The sequence below is a fragment of the Flavobacterium sp. FlaQc-48 genome, from assembly GCF_044007335.1.
Classification (GTDB): domain Bacteria; phylum Bacteroidota; class Bacteroidia; order Flavobacteriales; family Flavobacteriaceae; genus Flavobacterium.
Map to the genome: position 1 here is coordinate 224099 of NZ_JBIPCR010000006.1, position 22637 is coordinate 246735.

The window sequence follows — 22637 nt, forward strand, 5'->3', positions numbered from 1 at the left end:
CCGACAGTAAAAATCACCTAATAATCATTACTTTTTTCACTTTGGTTTCACCGCCATCCTGAGCCGAGATAAAAATCATATAAACTCCGGAAGCTACTTTATATCTTCCAAAAGCTGTTGTATCCCATTCTATTGTCCCTCCTGCCGAAGTAGTTTCGTAAACTAAATTTCCTTCGATATCAGTAATTTTAATATTCGCCTTGTCTATTAATCCCGCTACTTTTACAGTTCCGGAAAAAGTGGGACGAACAGGATTTGGATATACATAAACATTATTCAAATCTTCATTAGCACCGGTCGCAATTCCTTTAAAAGAAATCATACCTTTATCGGTTGCCATAAAAACTTCACCCGTTACACTATTAATTTTAACATCTTTGATTGCATTACTTGGCAAAGGCGAGTTGTTTATTGTAAAATGATATTTCGTTTCCTGACCATTTGGCGATACCATAAAAATTCCTGAATCTACAGTACCAATCCATTTATTATTCGCCCCATCCACTGCAATTGAAGTTATAAATTGCTCATACAATAATTCCTGAGCCAAATTATCATCCATTATAATAATCGGATTTGCTTTTAACTGACCTTCGCTCAAGAAGCTATTTATATTCGACAGAACCCTTAAGCCTTTTGTTGTTCCGATCCAAAGTTGATTTTTATCATCGACAGCTAAAGAACGTACATCAGATACAGGCAAATTTCCAAGATCCGCACCAAATATCATCTTCTTATATGTATTAGTACTTTCATTAAAACCTACTACTCCATCTGTGTTTGTAGCCATCCATTTGGTACTGTTTTTATCAATAACAATGTCTGCATAACTAGTGTTTTCAGCATTAACCAGAATGGAACTCATAGAATAACTCCCCCACTGCCCATTCGTTTTCAAAACTTTTAATCCATTTTTAATCAAACTGTTTGTTAGCCACAGATTTCCGGTTTTATCAAAAGCAGTTCCATTAATACGAATATCAATATAATTAGGCCCCACAAATGTTAAACTTTCTAAACCGCTATTTTTTTCATTATACAAAATAGTCGGAACTTCATTTTCAATTTTCAATAAACCTGAAAAATAGGAACTTGCATACACCTGTTTCTGATTGTTTGGATTTACAATAATTCTTGTGATTGATTTTGCGTCAAAAACATTCTTGTACGGAATATTCAGCCAGCCTGTTGTATTATACCTGCTTACTCCATAAGAATCTAACGGATACGGATTGTAAGACGAACTATAATCCCCATAAACAGCCCAAAGTGCATTTGATGTTACATCCAAAGAAAAAATATTGTTTCGCGTTGGCCCCGGAGGCGTATTATTCTCAAAAGATGAAGAACTGGACAATGCAGACGAAAACAATCCCTGCTCTTTTGTTCCCACATAAAGAATATCACCAACGGCCGTTGCACAACTAAAACTCAAAGTATTATCTAAAACCTGAGTATTTAAAATTTGACGATTTAAGATCATCTGATTGTTATAAACAAAAACAGCACTTGGTGTTGTCACAAATAAGTTATGGTTTACCGCACGCATATCTGTTGCTGCTTGTGGAAGCTGAAAAAAACCTATAAATATATTTGAATTAAAACGATGAATATATCCTCCGGAATTTATAGCAAGAAGCTCTGCATCTAAAGTTTCAATACTGGACCAATCTCCTGCATTAACTAAAGTCCATTGGTTAAAATCGATGAGATTTGCATTTGTACTATTTGCTTTTCTAATACCGTTTGATGTAGCAGCATAAATAAATCCGTTAAAATAAGCGGTTTGTTTTACACTGATTTCGGCGCCATTGTCTCCAATAAAGTAAGTATCCCCAAATTGTAAAGTGGTCAGGTTAAATTGCACAATTCCAAAATCACATGCAACATACACTATACCATTATGCTCCATAAAATGATTAATTTTTTTCAGATTAGCCGGCAATTGTTTATTGACAATATCAACTACCTTTAAGATACTGCCATCTGTTTGATTCACTACAATCATCAAACCATTTTCATAACCTATTATTGTTTTCTTAAAACCTTCACTATAATACAAGGATGATATCGTCTGACCAGACAGCCCATCGACTGTGGTGATTGTTTTAGTTTCATTTGTTGCTGTATTTTTAGAGAACAGTGCATTTTCTGAAGCTGTAAAAACCGTAGTTGGCGATTGTGAAATATCTTTTATTTCGTTAAACGAAAAATAACCCTGCCATGACAATTTATTTTGCGAGAAGCTAAATTGAAACAACATTAAAAACAAAATATACAGAAACCCTTTTTTCATTATTTACTATATTGGGATAGACAAATATACTACAAACGAAAGTATTTGTTTTTTGTTCTTAAATAAATAAAAAAATGCTCCCAATTTATCTTATAAAGACAAATGAGAGCATTTTTTTTGATTATAACTATCTTACACTACACCCTGAGCAAGCATAGCGTCGGCTACTTTTACAAATCCGGCAATGTTAGCTCCTTTTACGTAGTTTACATAACCATCTTCTCCAGCACCGTATTTTTTACATTGGTTGTGAATTCCAACCATGATATCTTTTAATCTCAAATCAACTTCTTCACTTGTCCAGTTTAAACGAATTGAGTTTTGTGTCATTTCTAATCCAGATGCAGCAACCCCGCCCGCATTTGCGGCTTTTCCAGGAGCAAAAAGAACTTTGTTATCTAAAAACAATTTAATTGCATCTAATGTAGAAGGCATATTTGCAGCTTCAGTAACACATAAAACACCATTATCAATTAATTTTTGGGCATCTTCACCATTTAACTCATTTTGAGTCGCACACGGAATAGCAATATCAACTTTTACTTCCCAAGGGCTTTTTCCTTTATGGAAAACAGCGTTTGGATATTTATTAATATAAAGTTCAGCTCTGTTGTCACCGGTTGCTCTCATTTCAACCATGTGTTCAATTTTTTCTCCAGAGATTCCTTCTTCGTCATAAATATAACCATCAGGCCCTGAAATAGTAACTACTTTCCCTCCTAATTCGTTTATTTTAAGTGCTACTCCCCAAGCTACATTTCCAAATCCTGAAATAGCAACTCTTTTTCCTTTTATTTCATGCCCAATAGTACGAAGCATCTGATCTGTAAAATATACTACACCATAACCCGTAGCTTCTGGTCTGATCAATGAACCTCCGTAAGCAAGACCTTTTCCGGTTAGCACACCTGTAAATTCATTTCTGATTCTTTTATACTGACCAAACAAATAACCAATTTCTCTTGCACCAACACCTATATCTCCGGCAGGAACATCTAAGTCAGGACCAATATGACGGCATAATTCAGTCATAAATGATTGACAGAAACGCATGATTTCTCCATCAGATTTTCCTTCAGGATCAAAATCAGAACCTCCTTTTCCACCACCCATTGGCAGCGTTGTCAAACTATTTTTAAAAACCTGTTCGAAAGCCAGGAATTTTAAAACTGATAAATTTACCGTATGATGAAATCTGATTCCTCCTTTGTATGGTCCAATTGCCGAATTCATCTGAATTCTGAAACCTCTGTTTACAATTATTTCCCCTTTATCATCTACCCAAGGCACTCTAAAAATTATAGATCTTTCCGGTTCAGCGATTCTAAGAAGTAAGTTCTTCCCGTCGTATTTTTTTCGTTCTGCGATAAATGGAATTACCGTTTCTGCAAATTCTCTAACGGCTTGAAGAAATTCTGGCTCGTTTGGATTTTTTGACTCAACAAGAGCCATAAATTCATTTATTTTTTGTTCCATTTTTAAATAAATTATTCAAATAATAGTTTAAAATTTAATCAATTAAAATAAGAAAATACGTTTTAAGAAAACGTTTTCGTAACAACATGCAAAGATAGGGCAAATCAATCATGAATTGTTATTTTTTTTCGTTTTTGAAATAGAATTGTGTAATTTCTAAACAATCCTAAAAATACAATTTTACACTTCTGAATTTACATTCAATTACCACACTTAAAGTCAGAAAATTAAGTGTTTTGTTATTAATTTTTTAATAGCACCATTTTATATTTTGATTCGACTATGTTTTTTATATATTTGCCAAGATTTGTAAGCCCAAAAACATGCTCAAACCTATAGTACTCACGATATTCGCCTTATTTGGCATTACCACAATATCAACTGCCCAATCAAGCCTGGCTCAAGAAGTAGGAATAATATTCGGTCCTGTATCTTTTCAATCTGATTATGGTCAAAGAAACAATTTTGACACGAACGTTGGAAATACCGGATTTGGAATAGGGATTGTTCACTTTATAAACTTTTCTGCCAACAATAACAGAGAAAGTTTTTTTACAGAACATTTTAAAGTTAGATCTGAGTTATCTTTCAATACCACAAAACTGGAACATTTTGGTAAATGGGTTGAAATCGAGAAGCAAAAAGGACTTGTGCAGCATCTTAGAGGAATGCATGGCAGTTCAACTCTTGTAAACCTTGGAGCCCAGATAGAATTTTCTCCATTTATGAAAATTCATGATTTTGAAAACACAATAGGCAGCTTTAGTCCGTATGTAAGTTTAGGTTTTCAGGTTAGTTACTACTCTACTAAAGTTGATTCAAGATTGGGTACATTAGGACTCCCTTCAACAACTTTTCCAAAATACTTAACGCCTTCTGATGGGCGCCCTTATGGTTTTTCGAGTGAAAATGGTGTAGTTTTATCTGCCACAGCTGGTGTTGGGGTTCATTACAAACTAACCACAATGAGTGACCTGATGTTTGAAGTTCGTTATCAGGGTTATAATTCTGACTGGGTTGACGGTTTAAACCCTAATAAAGACCTTTATAAAGAGAACAAGAGAAACGATTCACAGGTTTGGTTTAATGCCGGTTACATTTATTACTTAGAATTTTAAAGCAAAATAAAAATATAAACAAAACCCCCAATTCTTATGAGTTGGGGGTTTCTTTTTTATGCTAAAGCCTGTTCTAAGTCAGCGATTAAATCCTCGGCATCTTCGATACCAACACTCAATCGAACCAAATCATCTGTAATACCTACTTCGGCTCTTTTATCTGCCGGAATAGAAGCATGTGTCATTAAAGCAGGATGATTTGCCAAAGATTCAACACCACCCAAAGATTCTGCTAAAGTAAAAACTTTTAGTTTCTCTAAAAATGCAATAGAATCCTCTTTTTTACCTGATTTAAAAGTAAACGAAACCATTCCGCCAAAAGCTTTCATTTGCTTCCTGGCAATTTCATGAAACGGATGACTTTTTAAACCCGGATAATAAACGGTATTAATCTTAGGGTGATTACTTAAGTATTCCACTACTTTTTCTCCGTTTTCACAATGTCTTTGTACTCTTAGTGAAAGTGTTTTTATTCCTCTTAAAACCAGAAAACTATCCATTGGCCCAAGTGTAGCACCAGTAGCAAATTGCTGAAAATGCAATTGCTCTCCTAATGCTTCATCTTTTACGATTAAAGCACCTGCAATAACATCAGAGTGTCCTCCTAAATATTTTGTAGCTGAGTGCATGACAATATCAGCCCCCAAATCAAGTGGTTTTTGTAAATATGGCGTTGCAAAAGTATTATCGACTGCAAATAAAATTTTATGTGCTTTAGTGATTTTAGCCACTTCTTCGATATCAGCCAATTTCATTAACGGATTTGTTGGTGTTTCAACCCAAATCAATTTTGTGTTTTCATTGATTAATGATTTCAGTTTTTCGATATCGGTCATATCAACAAAATGAAATTTAATTCCTGAATCTTTATAAATTCTGGAGAACATTCTGTAAGTTCCTCCGTATAAATCATCCATTGCAATGATTTCATCACCTGCTTTAAACGATCTTAAAATACAATCCGTTGCCGCTAAACCAGATGAGAATGCTAAACCACGGGTACCGTTCTCAATACTTGCCAAAGCATTTTCTAAAGCAGTACGGGTTGGGTTTGATGCTCTGCTGTACTCATAATCCGCCAAAGGTTTTCCGGGACTTGTTTGTACAAATGTTGAAGTTTGATACACCGGAGGCATAACAGCTCCTGTACTTGGATCATGATGCTGACCTCCATGTATTACTTTTGTATTGAATTTCATATAATTACAAGTTTTAAATGCTTATTTCCGGTACAAATTTACCTTTTAATTTATTCTATCGGGATACAACTCCTTACCTTTGTATATAATTAACACTTTTTGACATGAAACATTACACTTTTTTAGTCTTTTTGTTTACACTACTTACAAGTTGCAACAAAGAGCTTTCATTTGAAAATGAGACATTTGAAAAAGAATCCACATTGCCTTGCAAAAACGATTGTCCAAAGGTTACTATTAACATTCCTATCGCAAAAAATATTCCGATTGTAGCAGACAACATCAACAAAAAAGTGTTTTCGGTTATTAAAGAAATCATTTATTTTGAAGAAGACACTACAAAAGCGAATGACTACAATACCTTAGCAGCATCTTTTATTGCTTCTTATGAAGATATGCATAAAAAATTCCCAAGTGAAACTTTTGGCTGGGAAGGAAAAATAAAAGGAGATATTGAATTTGAATCTGATCAGATCTTAAATATAAAAATTGACCATTACACTTTTACAGGAGGAGCACATGGCTATCAGGGCTTTACTTCTTTATTATTTAATCCCAAAACAGGAAAAACTATTTCAGGCAGTCAATTATTTAAAAACAAAAATGATTTTACAGCTTTCGCCGAAAAAGAATTCAGAAAGAAATATAAGATTCCCGAAAAATCAAATATCAATGCCACAGGCCTGATGTTCGAAAATGACAAATTCCAGTTGCCGCAAAATATTTTTTATACAAGTCAGGGCTTACTTTTATATTACAACTCCTATGAAGCGGCTTCGTATGCAGATGGCCCAAAAGAGATTTTATTTCCGTATGATCAAATTAACCCGTATTTAATTTATCATTAATTCTGAAATTAAAATTTCCCCGAAGCCAGACATCATCTATAAAACCTCTGCCTCTTTGCTACTTTGAACCTTTGACCTATCGGGACCCTTCCTGAAAATCATATTTCATTTTACGCAAAATCCGCAAAGCTTCTTTAAAGGACAGATAGATCTGTCCAAACGGTTTCAAAAGTAATTTCGCATCAATTAGCTTTTGTTTGGCATCATCAAAACCATTCAGATAGCAAATCATAAAAGTAGAAGGAAGATTTTCCAGATCTTTTAATTCACGATCAGACAAGGCAATTCCTTTTTGCAATTTTAGAAGCAAGGCCACATTCGAATTATAGATATGGTAAAGCATTTTCCGATTGAATTCAGGGGGCTGAAAAAGCATTTCACGATCAATTTTATAATAACCATTGTCAAAAAAATGAATCGTTTGTTTCTCTAAAGGGTAATAGCTTGTTTTATCGTTCAGACCTAGCGGGACATATTCCGTAATCGTAAAGGTATCATCATCAAAAACAATCGTCACTACATCCTGAGCCGAATAAAAAAGCTTAATTTGCTCGTTGATCAATTCGATATCTACGCGGGACAGAAATGTTTTATCACGGGATTTATTAGGAACTCCTGCCCAGCAAATCACAAACAATTCTTTAAAAACATGATATTTAGGCGACATGTCTTTGTGCCTGAAATTCATAAAATCAAAAACACCGTCTAAAGTGTACTGAATACTATTTCGGGAACTATTTTCGATGCCAATGACAGTTTCGGTATTCTGATAATTTTTTTCAATTTCACCTTCAACCGGAACCGAGTTACTGCCGCGTCGTATAAAAGCACTATTGGCAACTATGGTATGAATCCCTTTTTTGAAATAAGAAATTTTGCTTTTGGGTTTAATGGTAACCAAACCGATTACTTTGTCTTTGGGAAGATTTGGAAAAGGTACATTTTCATATTGAATTTTGGGCGGATTTTCCAGAAAAGCATTGACCAGATTCTGAATTCGGCTGTCATCGAAAAAATCATCTCCAACAATTTCATTGTCCTGATCTTCGACTCCCACAACAATATAAGAATTATTGGCAGGATTTGAATTGGATAAGGCGCAGATGTGTTTCAGAAACTTTCCCTTTCCTTCACGTGAATGCAAATTCAGCTGCCTTTTTTTATCATAAAAACTGCTCTCGTCATTATGTGCAAGTAGATTTTTTATTAGAAGGCGCTTGTTGATCATTATATTTAGACTACTTAGATTATTAGACTTCTTAGAATGCCAGACATTTTTGATGTTGAGTTTTTAGACTTCTCAGATTTTCGAATTATATAAACTTCAACCCTAAGAAGTCTAAGTTAGTCTAAAAATCTAAATTAGTCTCTTTTAACTATCGTTGACGACGCCTGAGCGGTACTCATCACTACCAAATCGGCAATATTTACATGGTATGGCCTTGAAACCACAAAATGAATTATATCGGCAATATCTTCTGCCTGTAACGGATCAAACCCTTTATATACATTTGAAGCTCTTTCTGCATCACCTTTAAAACGGACTTCACTAAATTCTGTCGCAACCATTCCGGGATGAATTGCTCCTACCCTGATTCCAAACGGATTTAAATCAATTCGCATTCCTTGTGTAATGGCGTCGACAGCGTGTTTTGTACCACAATACACATTTCCGTTTGGATAGACTTCTTTTGCTGCTGTTGAACCAATGTTGATAATATGTCCGGAATTTTTGGATGTCATTTTCGGAATTATCGCTTTCGAAACATACAAAAGTCCTTTCACATTAATATCAATCATAGCATCCCAGTCGTCTAAATTGCCGGTTTGAACGGGATCTAAACCGTGTGCATTTCCGGCATTGTTGATCAAAATATCAACAGCTGAAAATGCAGCAGGAAGAGAAGCTATTTTTTCAAGAACATCATTTTTATCACGAACATCAAAAGACAAAGAATATACTTCTGTAAAAGCAGAAAGTTCTTTTTCAAGCTCTTCTAAACGTTCTTTTCTTCGTCCGCAAAGGACAACTTTATAGTTATTTTTAGCCAGTATTTGTGCAGTTGCTTTTCCAATTCCGCTTGTGGCTCCAGTAATTAAAACTGTTTTTTTCATTCGTGTTTTTATTTTTTTAGCCACAGATTAAAAATATTATACTGATTTTTAATCTGTGACATATTTTAATTTTTCTTTATCCGATTTTCTAAATCTAAAATCATATTTAGTACTATCCAGCTTTCATCCTCTACTTTTCGGATCAATTTTTTATCCGGATTAATAACAAATCCAGCCTTTTCATAACATTTTATAGCATTGACATTAAAATCAAAAACATTGAGTTCAACTTTTGTTTGTTTCCTGTTTTTAGAAATAAAATCTAAAAGCAACTTTACGATTTGTTCGCCAAAACCTTTGCCTCTTTGTGTTTTATCCATAATCAAAATTCTTCCCAACTTCGCAAAATCATCTGTAAAGTAAATTTCACAATGTCCTATAGTCGAACCATTTGAAGCGTTTACAACTCTGAAAGCAATTCTGTTTATATCCGAAAGTGATTTCTTAATTTGTCCTTCCGTTAGCGGAAACATAAATTCCGGACCTGCAAACTGCATTAATTCCCGGGCATCACTAATACTGTTGATTAATTCAGAATAATGCGTTTGATTAAATTTCTCTAAATATATCATTTCAGAATGTCCTGTTTAAAACAGATCCCCTTCACAGTAATTAACTTTAACTCCAACAAAAATACTGAAAGACCTCACTTTTATCTTCATTTACAAATAACAGAATTTCGTCTTCGCCTAATTCCGAATAATTATATCCCGTAACACTTCCAACAAAATTCAAACTATCAATATTACCTTCTAGCCCATCCAGCAATTCTTCTAAATATTCAAGTCCATACTCATCATTATATTCTCCTCCCAAAGATTCGTATATTTCTCTTTCATGAGCACTACATCCATCAGAATAACTATTTCCCTGAATAAACTTTCCTGTTTCTAAATACATGTCGCGTGTTAACCAATAATTAATAACACCTTTTATATAATAGTAATAATGAAAACTTCGTTTATCTTCATTTTTTACAAATTCAGTTTTATGCAGATATTTATCTTTATGTTCCTTATAGATTATTTCTGCTTCATGATACCATTCAACAGCTTTTTCAAATTTAGGCATTTGGCTGAAGTCCCCTTCAAACTTATATTTATCTCCTATTCTTTTGAACTTGATAAAATTGTAACCAAAATTACCATCTAAAATTTCTACTTCCGGATCTCCATTACCATATACTGTAATAAAATGAACCTTTCCAATACCTTTGTTTATAGAATCTAATTCAACTGTTAATAGTGGAAAAAACATTGCTTTGTGAAAACTTGTCGGATCTACAAAAACCTCTTCAATGGTTGGGAATAATCTAATATTTGCCATTTTAATTTATTATTTAATTTATTATTTAAATTATTATTTTAAAACTGTTATGTGCTACAACTAATGTCCAGTAACACACAACAGCAAAAATATAATTTTTTCTTACAATATATAATTAAAAAATAGCTTAAATCTTACGCTACATCATCACCCATACTTTCGGTCCAGATAGCAAACCAGTCTTCTTTGTTCATTTCCAGTTCAACTGCTTTCATCAGCGATTGGATTCTGGCAATATTTACGGTTCCGGCGATTGGAATTACTTTTGCCGGGTGTTTTAAAATCCAGGACAACAAAAGTGTATCAGATCCAAACCCATACTTTTGAACCAAATCTGCCAGTAATTTTTTCAAACGGCGTGTTTGTTTGGTATCTTCTCTAAAAACAGTTCCAAGCGGGTTCCATGATAACGGCCGGATTCCGTGTGTTTGCATATAATCTAAACTTCCATCTGTCATTGGATCATAATGCGTTGCAGAAAATTGTACCTGATTATAACTCACTTCTGTTTTCTGACGAATCAGTTCCGTTTGAGAACTGGTAAAATTTGAAAGTCCGAAATCAATAATTTTTCCCTCTGATTTTAATTGCTCGACTGCTTCGGCAATTTCATCCGCCTGCATAAGCGGACTTGGCCTGTGTAATAAAAAAACATCAACATAATCTGTTTTTAATTTTTTGAGAGATTCTTCGACAGACCAAATAATATATTCTTTGGAGTAATCGTAATGTTTTATTTTATTCTCCGGGCGTTTTTCAGCAATCATCTGAATTCCGCATTTTGTGATTAATTGTAGTTTTTCACGTGAAATTTTACTGTTGTGAAATGCTTTTCCAAAATCGGCTTCGGTAGTGTAGGAACCGTAGATATCGGCGTGATCAAAAGTAGTAATTTTGTTTTCGATACAAAGCTGTATCAGGTTTTCCATTTCTTTAGTTGTAAGGTTTTTATCCCATACTCCCCAATTCATAGTGCCCGAAATTATAGGCGATAATGCTGTTTTACTCATGGTTTAATTGCGTTATTTTTGGTAATAAATATGCTTTTCTAAAGCATAATCATCAAAGTTCTTAAAAATATAAAAATAGAATCACAATTCGTCCTTAAAATTAGCGCTTTGGTCGAAGTTTTAACCATTCTTTAACATCTTACTTCTCAAAAAATATTCAATTTGCACTCTCAAAAGTAAGGCATAAAAATCACGGTTTTAAAAAGGTTTTAAAAATATTTATATGGAAGAAAATACAACGACTTTAGACATCAGAGCGATAAATGAAAAAATTGAAAGAGAAAGTGCTTTTATAGACCTTCTTACAATGGAAATGAACAAAGTTATTGTGGGCCAGAAACATATGGTCGAACGTTTATTAATTGGACTTCTGGGACAAGGGCATATTTTATTAGAAGGTGTTCCTGGATTGGCCAAAACTTTAGCGATAAATACATTATCGCAAGCAGTTCAGGGTTCTTTTAGCCGTATCCAGTTTACTCCTGACTTATTACCTGCCGATGTTGTCGGAACAATGATTTACAACATCAAAGCAAACGAATTCTCGATTAAAAAAGGGCCAATCTTCGCTAATTTCGTCCTTGCCGATGAGATTAACCGTGCTCCTGCAAAAGTTCAGTCGGCACTTTTAGAGGCGATGCAGGAAAAACAAGTTACGATTGGCGACACTACTTTCAAATTAGACCGTCCGTTTTTAGTACTTGCAACTCAAAACCCTGTTGAGCAAGAAGGAACATACCAACTTCCTGAAGCACAAGTTGACCGTTTTATGCTAAAAACCGTAATTGATTATCCAAAAATTGATGAAGAGCGTTTCGTAATTCGTCAAAACTTAAAAGGATCTTACGAAAAAGTAAACCCGGTAGTTTCTGTAGAACAAATTTTGCGTGCGCAGGAAGCTGTTCGTGAAGTTTACATGGATGAAAAAATCGAAAAATATATTTTAGATATCATATTTGCTACCCGTTATCCGGAGAAGTACAAATTAGCCGACTTAAAACCTCTTATCAGTTTCGGAGCATCGCCACGTGGAAGTATCAATTTAGCCAATGCAGCCAAATGTTACGCTTTCATCAAACGTCGCGGATATGTAATTCCGGAAGATGTTCGTGCCGTTGTACATGATGTTTTACGTCACAGAGTCGGGATAACGTATGAGGCTGAAGCCGAAAATATTACTTCTGTAGACATTATCAACAAAATCGTAAACGAGATTGAAGTACCTTAAAAATTTGTTTAACGTTTCAGATTTCAGGTGGTTGTAACGTAAACCTGAGACTTGAAACTTTTAAACTTTAAACAAATAAAATGGATACAAAAGAGCTTTTAAAAAAAGTACGGAAAATAGAAATCAAAACCAAAAGACTGAGTAATCACATCTTTTCGGGAGAATATCACTCTTCATTTAAAGGACGAGGGATGACTTTTAGTGAAGTACGTCAATACCAATATGGCGATGACATTCGTAACATTGACTGGAATGTAACTGCACGCTATAACGAAGCCCACGTAAAAGTCTTTGAAGAAGAACGCGAATTAACCATGGTTTTAATGGTTGATATTTCGGGATCTGAGGGTTTTGGTTCAAAAAGTCAATTCAAAAAAGACATCGTCACCGAAATTGCGGCAACGATGGCTTTTTCGGCTACACAAAACAATGACAAGATCGGTTTAATATTATTTTCTGATAATGTCGAATTGTATATCCCGCCAAAAAAGGGTCGTTCGCACGTTTTAAGAATCATTCGTGAATTAATCGAATTTGAACCAAAAAGCCAAAAAACAGATGTTGGAGCTGCTTTAAAATTTTTGTCAGGAACCCAAAAAAAGAAAGCTATTGTTTTTGTGATTTCTGATTTCATGTCCGAAAACTACGAACAAACTTTAAAAATTGCTTCTAAAAAGCATGACATTACCGGTGTTCGTGTTTATGATATCCGTGAAGAAAAAATCCCAAACTTAGGAATGGTAACCATGCTGGATGCTGAAACCGGAAAAATTCAATTGGTCGATACAGGTTCAAAAACGGTAAGAATGAATTACGAGAAACATTATCATGAAAGAGTCAATTATTTCAAGGAAATTTTTAGCAAATCCGGAGCAGGAGTCGTAAACACAAGAGTTGATGAAAATTATGTGACTAAATTACTGGGGTATTTCAAGTCAAGATAATTTTTAGATTATTCGACTTCTTAAATGGTTAGAATATTAGATTTTAAAAAATATAAATATCCAAAATAAAATCCGCGTCATTTTTAAGCATTCATTTTAGAATAAGATCTGAAATTAAAAAAATCAAATGAAATTAAAATTTTACATATTTTTATTTTTACTTCCCTCCGCTATTTTTGCACAGCAAAAACAAGTAGAGACCAGCATTGATACTACAAAAAATAAAATTGGTGCCGAGTTTAAGCTAACCCTTAAAACGATTGTCAGTTCAAAATTGAAGGTAGTTTTTCCTAAACAGAAAAAGTTTGGTGCTTTAGAAGTAATCCAATCGTATCCTGTTGATACTGTTAAAAAAAATGACACCTACGAACTGATCAAAAAATATGGTTTAACACAATTTGATTCCGGAAAATATGTGATTCCAAGCGTTCAGATTTTAATTGACAAAAAACCTTTTTCATCTGATTCTATTCGTGTTGAAGTGGCCAATGTAAAAGTAGATACACTGCAACAAAAAATGTATGACATTAAAGACATTACCGCTGTTGACAATGGCATTGGTGATTGGTGGAAATATATTTTAGCCCTTGCAATTATTCTCGGAATTGGTGCTTTTGTATACTGGTATGTTAAAAAACGCCAACAGAAAAAAATCGAAGAAGAAGTTTATAAAACGCCAATTGAAAAAGCTACAAGTTTATTGAATAATCTGGAGCAAAAAGAACTTGTTCAAAAAGGCGAAATTAAAGAATATTATAGCGAACTGACCGATATTGCACGTAACTATATCGAAGAAGCCATTCATATTCCGGCAATGGAAAGCACTACTTCTGAACTAATCCAGGCAATCAGAACAGCTTCTACTAAAAAGAAAATGACATTAACGCCTGAAACTGTTGAGAATTTAGAGCGTGTTTTACGTCAGGCCGATTTAGTGAAATTTGCAAAATCTAAACCTTTGGATTTTGAAATTACCGAAGATCGAAATAAAATCCAGAAAGTAATTTTAACACTTGACAATGCGATCCCTACTGAAGTTCCGGCCGAAGAAGATCAATTATTAAATGAAGCACAAAAACAAAAACAAATCAAACTCCAGTTATTAAAGAAACGCAACAAGCGTATCGCGATTGCAGTGGGAACTGTTTTGGTTTTATTAATTGGTACTACTACCTTCTTTATCGCTACTAAAGGTTTTAGTTATGTAAAAGATAATGTTTTTGGACACCCTTCAAAAGAATTACTGGAAGGACAATGGGTAAAAAGTGAATACGGAAACCCGGGTGTTTTGCTTGAAACACCACAAGTTCTAAAACGAATGGATGCCCAGAAAGTGCTTCCAAAAGAAACCATGGCCTTAATTAAAGAGATGCAGCTTTTTGGCTTTGGAAGCATGGCCGGTAATTTTTATATTACCGTTTCAACCAGTATGTTCAAAACCCCAACAGAGATCGATTTAGCAAAAGCTTTAGAAGGTTCCTTAAAAGTTATTGAAGCTCAGGGCGGACAAAATATTATTGTAAAACAAGAAGATTTTCAAACAAACCAAGGCATTCAGGGCCTAAAAGGATACGGAACAATGACTGTTTTTAATCCTGCTGATAAAACAAGTACAAAGGCATATTATGAAATTTTACTTTTTAAACAAGATCAGGGATTACAACAAATTCTGATTATACATGAGGAAGGCGATCAATATGCAAATGATATTACAGACCGAATTTTAAATTCTGTTGAACTAAGAAAGGCAAGCAACTAATGAATAAGATAACTTTTTTAAATCCGGAATTTTTTTGGCTCTTTCTATTAATCCCAATCGCAATTGCTTGGTTTTTCTGGAAACGAAACCAGCAATCGGCTACTTTAAAAATGAGCTCGATCCAAGGTTTCAAAAACAGCGAATCGCTATTAACGAAGCTAAAACCATGTTTATATGTCTTCAGGATTATTGGTTTAAGTTCCCTGATAGTAGCTTTGGCAAGACCCAGAACAGTCGACATCAGCAATCAGACTAAAACGACTAAAGGAATTGATATTGTAATGGCAATAGACGTTTCCGGAAGTATGCTGGCCAAAGACTTAAAGCCAAACCGTATGGAAGCTTTAAAAAGAGTGGCAGCAGATTTTGTTGAAGAAAGACCAAATGACAGAATCGGATTGGTTTTATATGCCTCAGAAGCGTATACTAAAACTCCCGTTACGAGCGATAAAGCCATTATTTTAGAAGCAATAAAAGAAATTAAATACGATACGGCACTACAAGACGGAACAGGAATTGGTATGGGACTGGCAACAGCCGTAAACCGCCTTAAAGACAGTAAAGCAAAAAGCCGTGTTATTATCCTATTGACTGATGGTGTAAACAATGCCGGTTTTATCGAACCGGAAACCGCATCAGACATTGCAAAACAATACGGAATTAAAGTATATACTATTGGTTTGGGAAGTAACGGAATGGCTGAATCTCCATACGCTTTTGCGCCAAACGGAGGATTTTTGTTCAAAATGCAAAAAGTAGAGATTGATGAGCAGTTAATGAAAAGTATTGCCCGTAAAACCGACGGAACTTATTTCAGAGCAACTAGTAATGACAAATTAGCCGAAATATACAATTCGATCAACAAACTGGAAACGACGGAAATTCAGGAATTAAAATTCTACGATTACGATGAAAAATACAGAGTTTTTGTTTTACTCGCAGCCTTTTTATTATTGTTGGAAGTTGGTTTAAGAAATACAGTTTACAGAAGCTTCATTTAATTTTGGATTAAAAAAAATCTAAAATCTAAATTCAGAAATCTAAAATTTAAAATGGAATTAGACGAAAAAAAATATTTATATCTTTTATTATTACTCCCAATTGTGGTGTGTGTTTTTCTTTTCAATATGTATTGGAAAAGAAAAAAACAACGCGAATTTGGTGACTTGGAAATGGTAAAAAGACTAAGCCCGGAGCGATCTGTTTTTAAACCGGTATTAAAATTATCCGTAATACTTTTGGCACTTGCCTGTTTAATTATCGGATTGGTAAATCCGAAGATTGGAACAAAAATGGAAACTGTAAAACGCGAAGGTATTGATATTGTTTTTGCTGTAGACGTTTCTAAAAGTATGCTTGCCGAAGATGTGGCACCAAGTCGTTTAGAGAAAAGTAAACAACTGGTTTCTCAAATCATCAATAACTTAGGAAGTGACAGAATAGGAATTGTAGCGTATGCCGGAAGCGCATTCCCGGTTTTACCAATTACATCTGATTATAGTGTTGCCAAAATGTTTTTGCAAAGTATGACGCCGGATATGGTTTCATCGCAAGGAACCTCACTGGATGAGGCGATTAAATTGTCATCGACTTATTTTGATGAGAAAAGCAAAACCAGCAAATTACTGATTTTGATTTCGGATGGTGAAGATCATTCTGAAGGCGCTTCCGCAGCTGCTGAGGAAGCCAATAAAATGGGCATGAAAATCATTACCATTGGAGTTGGAACAGAAAAAGGAGGCACCATTCCGTTAAAAGAAAACGGAATTGTAAGAAGCTTTCAAAAAGATCAAAACGGAGCAACCGTTATTACAAAACTAAATCAGGAAGGTTTAAAAACCATTGCAAAAGCCACCAAGGGCGGTTATGTTTATGGAGGAAGTACCAAGGAAGTTTTAGAGTACATTAAAAATGCCTTAAACAACATTCAGAAAACAGAATTTGAAGCGACGCAAATGGCCGATTTTCAATCGCAATTTCAATGGTTTATCGGCTTTGCCTTCTTATTATTGTTTGTTGATATTTTCCTTTTAGAAAGAAAAACAAACTGGATAAAAGAGTTGAATTTATTTAACGAAAAGAAATAATTGTTCTCTATTAAATTTGGAACAAAAAAATAAAAAAATTAGAATGAAAAATTTACTTCTTTATATTTTACTAACGTTTTCTTTAGCCGTTTCAGCTCAGGAAAAGGACAAGACATTGCCTGATGCCAATGAAGAATATAAGCAGAATAAATTTGTTGATGCTGAGGCGAATTACAGGGTTTCAGAATCAAAATTTCCAAAACGTGCCACTGCCCCTTATAATCTGGGAAACACGATTTACAGACAGAACCAGATTTCTGAGGCTAAGTATGCTTACGCAAAAGCTATAAAAAATGCAAAAACAAGACCTGAAAAACATAAAGCATTTCACAATCTTGGAAATGTTTTCATGAAAGAGAAAAATTACACACAAGCTGTTGAAGCTTACAAAGAAGCTTTGCGCAATGATCCAACCGACGATGAAACACGTTATAATTATGCGTACGCCAAACAAAAGCTAAAAGAAAACCCTCCTAAAAACGATCAAAACAAAGACAAGAATAAGGACAAAGACAAGGACAAGGATAAAAATAAAGACAAAGATAAGGACAAGGATAAAAACAAGGACAAGGATAAAGATAAAGACAAGAAAGACGACAAAGGCGATAAAGACAAGGATAAGAAAGATGGTAAAAATGATCCGAAGAAAGATGACAAATCGGACAACAACGGAGAACCAAAACCACAGCCTGGCGGAATCTCTAAAGAACGGGTTCAAAATTTACTGGATGCCGTAAACAACGAGGAAAAGAAAATCCAGGATAAAGTTAACGCTCAAAAAGTAAAAGGCAATCCTAGGAAAACAGAAAAAGACTGGTAAAATAAAATGGAATCGTTTAATAGTTAATTTGTTTATTTGCACAAAAATTAAACATTCAAAAAAACGACTGAACAATAAAACATTCAAAAAAACGATTAAACAATTAATGAAAAGATATTTAATTCTATTACTATTCACTTTTCAAGGGCTTATGGCTCAAGTTCAATTTGAAGCCAGAGTAAGTAAAAATACACTTGGAGTAAACGAAAGACTTCGAATTGACTTTATCATGAATGTTGATGGAGATAATTTCGACCAGCCTTCATTTGATGGTTTCAAAATTGTAGCAGGACCAAGTCAGCAAATAAGTCAGTCCTGGGTAAACGGAAGAAGTTCTTTTCAAAAAATATACTCTTATATTTTACAACCTGATAAAAAAGGAACACTAAACATAAAACAAGCTGCGATTGATTATAATGGGCAGACCTATAAAACTTCGCCTATAAAAATCGTCGTTACCAATGCTGTAGCACAGGAAAGAGATCCTAACGACAGACCTCAGGGATCCGGAAATGAGATGCTAAATCTTGTAGCTGAAATATCAAAAACATCTCCATACCTGAATGAACCTATTACTGTCGTATATAAATTATACTTCAATAATATCAATGTAACCGGTTTTAAAGAATTGGCGAAACCTAAATACAATGACTTCTGGAATCAGAATATTGACATCAGGCAATTGTCTGTTGAACAAGGAAGTTATCAGGGAGAAAGATGTTATTTTGTGGTCTTAAAAAAGACCATTCTATATCCTCAAAAAGCAGGAAGACTTACTATTGAACCGCTTTCATTAGACATAGGTGTACAATTACCAACAAATCGTCGCGATATGTTTGGGCAAATGATTATAACAGATGACAACAAAGTGGTTTCGGCAGGAGCCAAAACCATTAATGTAAGACCGCTTCCTGAATCTGGTAAACCAGAAGGTTTTGGTGGTGCTGTTGGTAAATTTGATTTTACTGTTACCCCTTCTAAAACAACATTGAAAAACGGAGAAAGTCTTGACTTAATTGTTAGTGCTGCAGGAACAGGAAACATGAAATTGTTTACTTTGCCAAAACCTGTTGTGCCAAATGCACTGGAAATGTACGATCCTGTTCATGATGAAAAAGTGACTACTTCACTTTCAGGAATGTCAGGTAAAATTACAGACAAGTACACCATAATTCCACAATACAAAGGAAAATATGCCATAAAACCAATGCAGTTTTCTTATTTTGATTTGAATTCAGGCAGCTATAAAACAATCACTTCTAAGGAAATTATGATTGATGTTTTAGATGGTCCAATGCAGGCGGAAGCAAATGCAAGCGCAAATGCTTCTAAAAATGTAATTTCTAAAACAGAACAGTTTAAATACATCAAACCTAAAACAACTTTAGTTGCTATTGCCAGAAATGATTTTTACGGTTCTAATTTGTATTATACATTATTGTTCCTTCCTTTCGCTATTATCCCGTTTATTATTTTGGGTAAAAAGAGAAAAGAAGCAATTGATGGCGATGTAACAGGAAACAGAATTAGAATGAACAATAAGCTTGCGAAAAAATATTTATCTCAGGCGAAGAAACAACTGAACAATAAAGAAGCGTTTTATATTGCTTTGGAAAAAGCCATGCACAATTTCCTGAAAGCAAAACTGCATATCGAAACCTCAGAAATGAGCAAAGATAATATACGTGAATTGTTATTGTCCAGAAATGCAAATCCGGAAACTGTCCAAAGCTTTATCGAACTGACAGAAAACTGTGAATTTGCCCGTTATGCCCCGGCATCAAGCGCATCAATTCAACAGGATTATGACAAAGCTGTTTTGATTATTTCAGCATTAGAAAAACAGATCGTTTAACCTGAATTAATTTTTACCGCAAAGTACGCCAAGAAAACGGCTACAGATTGAGTTAATTTAAGGTCGAAAAGTTGCATTACTAAGTTTAAAAAAATCTAATCCACCGGGTTTAAAGAAAATAAAATGAAAAATATAGTATATCTTTTTTTATTAATCACTCAGGCTTTCTTTGCTCAAAGCAGCTTTGAAAAAGGAAATGCTTTGTACCAAAAGGGACAATACAAACAAGCTGTTGATGCCTATGAAAGCATAATTAAAGAAGACAAACAACAATCAGCAGAATTGTATTTTAACTTAGGAAACAGCTATTATAAGCTTAATAAAGTAGCACCTTCGATATACAACTATGAAAAAGCTTTAGTTTTAAAACCTCATGATCCTGACGTTTTAAACAATTTAAAATTCGCTAAAAAGCTAACCATTGACGAGATTAAAGAAGTACCTAAAGTAGGTTTTGCCAAACTGATCCAAAACTTTACAGGAATTTTCAATTACAATATGTGGGCTAAAATATCTGTTGGGATTGCTTTTACTTTTCTATTGATGTTTATAGGGTATTATTTCTCTCAGCTTACGATTTCAAAAAGAATATATTTCATTGGAATGTTTGTTCTTTTCGTTGCATTATTATTAAGTGCCTCCGCCGGAATGTCTGAAAAAAACCATTTCGACAATGATCGCCCCGCTATTGTTTTTGCAGAATTAAGCGAAGTTCGAAGTGAGCCACAAAAAGCCGGTGCCGCTATTTTCTTATTGCACGAAGGCGCAAAAGTATATGTAACGGAAAGTTTAGGGCAATGGAAGAAAATTGAACTAACAGACGGAACTGAAGGCTGGATTGATGGCTCGACTATCAAAGAAGTAAAATAAAATTTCTGAAAATTTAAAACAAAAAAAATCCCAAATCCCAATTTAGAATTGGAATTTGGGATTTTAATTTTTAGAAGATTTATTTTACCGCATCAACTAATCGTACAAACTCTGCTCTGTAGCCTTCCTCATCATACGCTAATCCTTCTTTTGCTAAACTTCTAATATCGGCAGATGATGAATTGCTTATCAATTTTGATTCTTTTAATTTTAATCCAAACCAGGCAACTGCTGTTGTGAATTTAAAATCAGATGAACTGCTGGCCAGCGCTACTTTTCTGTTGGCTATTGTATTTACAAGTTCAATACTTTTATCCCCATCAGGTTTCTTGTAACGGAATTTAATGGTTGCCAATTCATCACTGTAATTAGAATCTTCTGCTTTAACTTTGGTATATTTTAAATCCGATGGGACATAATCACTTTCAACTCCTGTTGGTATAATTTCATAAAGCGCCGTTACAGTGTGCCCGCTTCCTAATTCTCCTGCATCGACAGCATCATTTTTAAAATCTTCGTCCTTTAATCTGCGGTTTTCATAACCAATTAAACGATAAGCCTGAACATGTTTTGGATTAAATTCAATCTGAATTTTTACATCTTTTGCGATGGCAAACATCGATCCTTTAAATTCTTTTCCCAGAAAACGGCTGGCTTCCTGGATATTATCGATATAAGCATAATTACCGTTTCCTTTATCTGCCAGAACTTCCATTTTACTGTCTTTATAGTTCCCCATTCCAAAACCTAAAACCGTTAAAAACACCCCGGATTTCCTTTTCTCTTCAATTAGCTTTTCCATGTCGGCATCTGATGAGGCTCCAACATTAAAATCGCCGTCGGTTGCAATTACAACTCTGTTATTGCCTTCTTTAATAAAATTTTCCTGCGCTAATTTATACGCCAGCTCAATTCCTTCGCCACCAGCGGTACTTCCGCCTGCACTCAATTCATCAAAAGCATTCATAATTTCGTCTTTATTATCTCCCGATGTCGGGGACAAAACAACCCCTGCTGAACCTGCATATACCACAATCGAAACTTTATCTTTTGAACGAAGTTCTTTTACCAGGATTTTCATCGATTCTTTCAATAACGGAAGCTTATTAGCATCGTTCATCGAACCCGAAACATCAATCAGAAAAACAAGGTTGGACGCGGGAAGATTCGTCATTGGAATGTTTTTTCCCTGTAAACCGATTTTCAGTAACTGATGGTTTTTATTCCATGGGCAATCACTTACTTCTGTATTAATAGAAAAGGGGTTTTGCCCCTCAGGCTGTGGATATTTATATTTAAAGAAATTCATCATCTCTTCGATACGAACGGCATCTTTAGGTACTTTTTGCCCTTCGTTGATAAAACGTCGAATATTGGTGTAAGATGCATTATCAACATCTATAGAAAAAGTAGAAAGTGGTGCTTTTTTTGGAGACTCAAAAGGATTTTCTTGTAATCCGTTGTAACTTTCAGTATTAGGATCTGAAATATTTTCTTCGGCAGGAGCATCTGTAGTAGTAACTGCAATATCTGCCGGTTCTGTTGAATATTGTTCTGTTGCTGAATCGCTTTTTTTACAGCTACATAAAACAAAGACAAGGAATGCCATCAAATAAAAAGGTTTATTTTTCATTTAAAATAAATTTTAGGAATTAGTAATTGATTTTTTCTCAAATAATAATTAGC

19 protein-coding genes are annotated in these 22637 nt (G+C 34.3%); 10 read left to right on the forward strand and 9 right to left on the reverse strand.

Annotation, left to right across the window (positions count from 1 at the left end; translation table 11 throughout):
- Positions 1-13: 13 nt before the first annotated feature.
- Positions 14-2296, reverse strand: a complete 2283-nt coding sequence (locus tag ACHRWY_RS12335; RefSeq protein ID WP_395354939.1) for a T9SS type A sorting domain-containing protein — start codon at positions 2294-2296, stop codon at positions 14-16.
- A 132-nt stretch (positions 2297-2428) separates the two neighbouring features.
- A complete protein-coding gene (gdhA, locus tag ACHRWY_RS12340; RefSeq protein WP_395354940.1) occupies positions 2429-3772 on the reverse strand; it encodes an NADP-specific glutamate dehydrogenase in 1344 nt (447 codons plus the stop codon).
- Positions 3773-4095: 323 nt separating this feature from the next.
- Between gdhA and ACHRWY_RS12345 the strand changes: the two genes are divergently transcribed.
- On the forward strand, positions 4096-4890 hold the full coding sequence (locus tag ACHRWY_RS12345) for a THC0290_0291 family protein (protein ID WP_395354941.1): 795 nt from the start codon (positions 4096-4098) through the stop codon (positions 4888-4890).
- 56 nt (positions 4891-4946) lie between these two features.
- Here ACHRWY_RS12345 and ACHRWY_RS12350 read toward each other — a convergent pair whose 3' ends face one another.
- The gene (locus ACHRWY_RS12350; protein ID WP_395354943.1) at positions 4947-6089 is read right to left on the reverse strand and encodes a cystathionine gamma-synthase; all 1143 of its coding nucleotides are present in this window, start codon (positions 6087-6089) and stop codon (positions 4947-4949) included.
- Positions 6090-6193: 104 nt separating this feature from the next.
- On the opposite strand from ACHRWY_RS12350, the gene ACHRWY_RS12355 reads away from it, so the two are divergent.
- Positions 6194-6937 carry a PdaC/SigV domain-containing protein gene (locus tag ACHRWY_RS12355; RefSeq protein ID WP_395354945.1) on the forward strand — a complete coding sequence of 248 codons (744 nt, stop codon included), beginning with the start codon at positions 6194-6196 and terminating at the stop codon, positions 6935-6937.
- A 76-nt stretch (positions 6938-7013) separates the two neighbouring features.
- Here the strand turns inward: ACHRWY_RS12355 and ACHRWY_RS12360 are convergent, their stop codons facing one another.
- The 5 genes from ACHRWY_RS12360 to ACHRWY_RS12380 all read right to left on the reverse strand — a co-directional run bounded on the left by ACHRWY_RS12360 (position 7014) and on the right by ACHRWY_RS12380 (position 11388).
- Positions 7014-8165, reverse strand: a complete 1152-nt coding sequence (locus tag ACHRWY_RS12360) for an ATP-binding protein (RefSeq protein ID WP_395354946.1) — start codon at positions 8163-8165, stop codon at positions 7014-7016.
- Positions 8166-8299: 134 nt separating this feature from the next.
- Positions 8300-9052, reverse strand: a complete 753-nt coding sequence (locus ACHRWY_RS12365; protein WP_395354948.1) for an SDR family NAD(P)-dependent oxidoreductase — start codon at positions 9050-9052, stop codon at positions 8300-8302.
- 65 nt (positions 9053-9117) lie between these two features.
- Entirely contained in the window at positions 9118-9624 is a 507-nt protein-coding gene (locus tag ACHRWY_RS12370; protein ID WP_395354950.1) for a GNAT family N-acetyltransferase, read from the reverse strand.
- A gap of 46 nt (positions 9625-9670) precedes the next feature.
- Positions 9671-10378: a hypothetical protein gene (locus ACHRWY_RS12375; protein WP_395354951.1), complete on the reverse strand. Its 708-nt coding sequence runs from the start codon at positions 10376-10378 to the stop codon at positions 9671-9673.
- Between the two features lie 134 nt (positions 10379-10512).
- Positions 10513-11388 carry an aldo/keto reductase family oxidoreductase gene (locus ACHRWY_RS12380; RefSeq protein ID WP_395354953.1) on the reverse strand — a complete coding sequence of 292 codons (876 nt, stop codon included), beginning with the start codon at positions 11386-11388 and terminating at the stop codon, positions 10513-10515.
- Positions 11389-11611: 223 nt separating this feature from the next.
- Here ACHRWY_RS12380 and ACHRWY_RS12385 point away from each other — a divergent pair, with 223 nt between their 5' ends.
- The 8 genes from ACHRWY_RS12385 (at position 11612) to ACHRWY_RS12420 (ending at position 20951) form a co-directional block, all read left to right on the forward strand.
- A complete protein-coding gene (locus ACHRWY_RS12385; protein ID WP_007807095.1) occupies positions 11612-12616 on the forward strand; it encodes a MoxR family ATPase in 1005 nt (334 codons plus the stop codon).
- Between the two features lie 80 nt (positions 12617-12696).
- On the forward strand, positions 12697-13560 hold the full coding sequence (locus ACHRWY_RS12390) for a DUF58 domain-containing protein (protein WP_395354955.1): 864 nt from the start codon (positions 12697-12699) through the stop codon (positions 13558-13560).
- A 127-nt stretch (positions 13561-13687) separates the two neighbouring features.
- Entirely contained in the window at positions 13688-15319 is a 1632-nt protein-coding gene (locus ACHRWY_RS12395; RefSeq protein WP_395354956.1) for a hypothetical protein, read from the forward strand.
- Complete coding sequence (locus ACHRWY_RS12400; RefSeq protein WP_395354958.1) at positions 15319-16320, forward strand: VWA domain-containing protein; 1002 nt, start codon at positions 15319-15321, stop codon at positions 16318-16320. The genes ACHRWY_RS12395 and ACHRWY_RS12400 overlap by 1 nt, the downstream gene beginning before the upstream one ends.
- Positions 16321-16371: 51 nt before the next feature.
- Entirely contained in the window at positions 16372-17406 is a 1035-nt protein-coding gene (locus ACHRWY_RS12405; RefSeq protein ID WP_395354960.1) for a VWA domain-containing protein, read from the forward strand.
- A gap of 43 nt (positions 17407-17449) precedes the next feature.
- Complete coding sequence (locus ACHRWY_RS12410) at positions 17450-18226, forward strand: tetratricopeptide repeat protein (protein WP_395354961.1); 777 nt, start codon at positions 17450-17452, stop codon at positions 18224-18226.
- A 106-nt stretch (positions 18227-18332) separates the two neighbouring features.
- The gene (locus ACHRWY_RS12415; RefSeq protein WP_395354963.1) at positions 18333-20081 is read left to right on the forward strand and encodes a BatD family protein; all 1749 of its coding nucleotides are present in this window, start codon (positions 18333-18335) and stop codon (positions 20079-20081) included.
- 123 nt (positions 20082-20204) lie between these two features.
- Positions 20205-20951, forward strand: coding sequence for a tetratricopeptide repeat protein (locus ACHRWY_RS12420; RefSeq protein WP_395354965.1), 747 nt, complete (start codon positions 20205-20207; stop codon positions 20949-20951).
- Positions 20952-21030: 79 nt separating this feature from the next.
- Here the strand turns inward: ACHRWY_RS12420 and ACHRWY_RS12425 are convergent, their stop codons facing one another.
- Positions 21031-22584 carry a von Willebrand factor type A domain-containing protein gene (locus tag ACHRWY_RS12425; RefSeq protein ID WP_395354967.1) on the reverse strand — a complete coding sequence of 518 codons (1554 nt, stop codon included), beginning with the start codon at positions 22582-22584 and terminating at the stop codon, positions 21031-21033.
- Between the last annotated feature and the right edge of the window lie 53 nt (positions 22585-22637).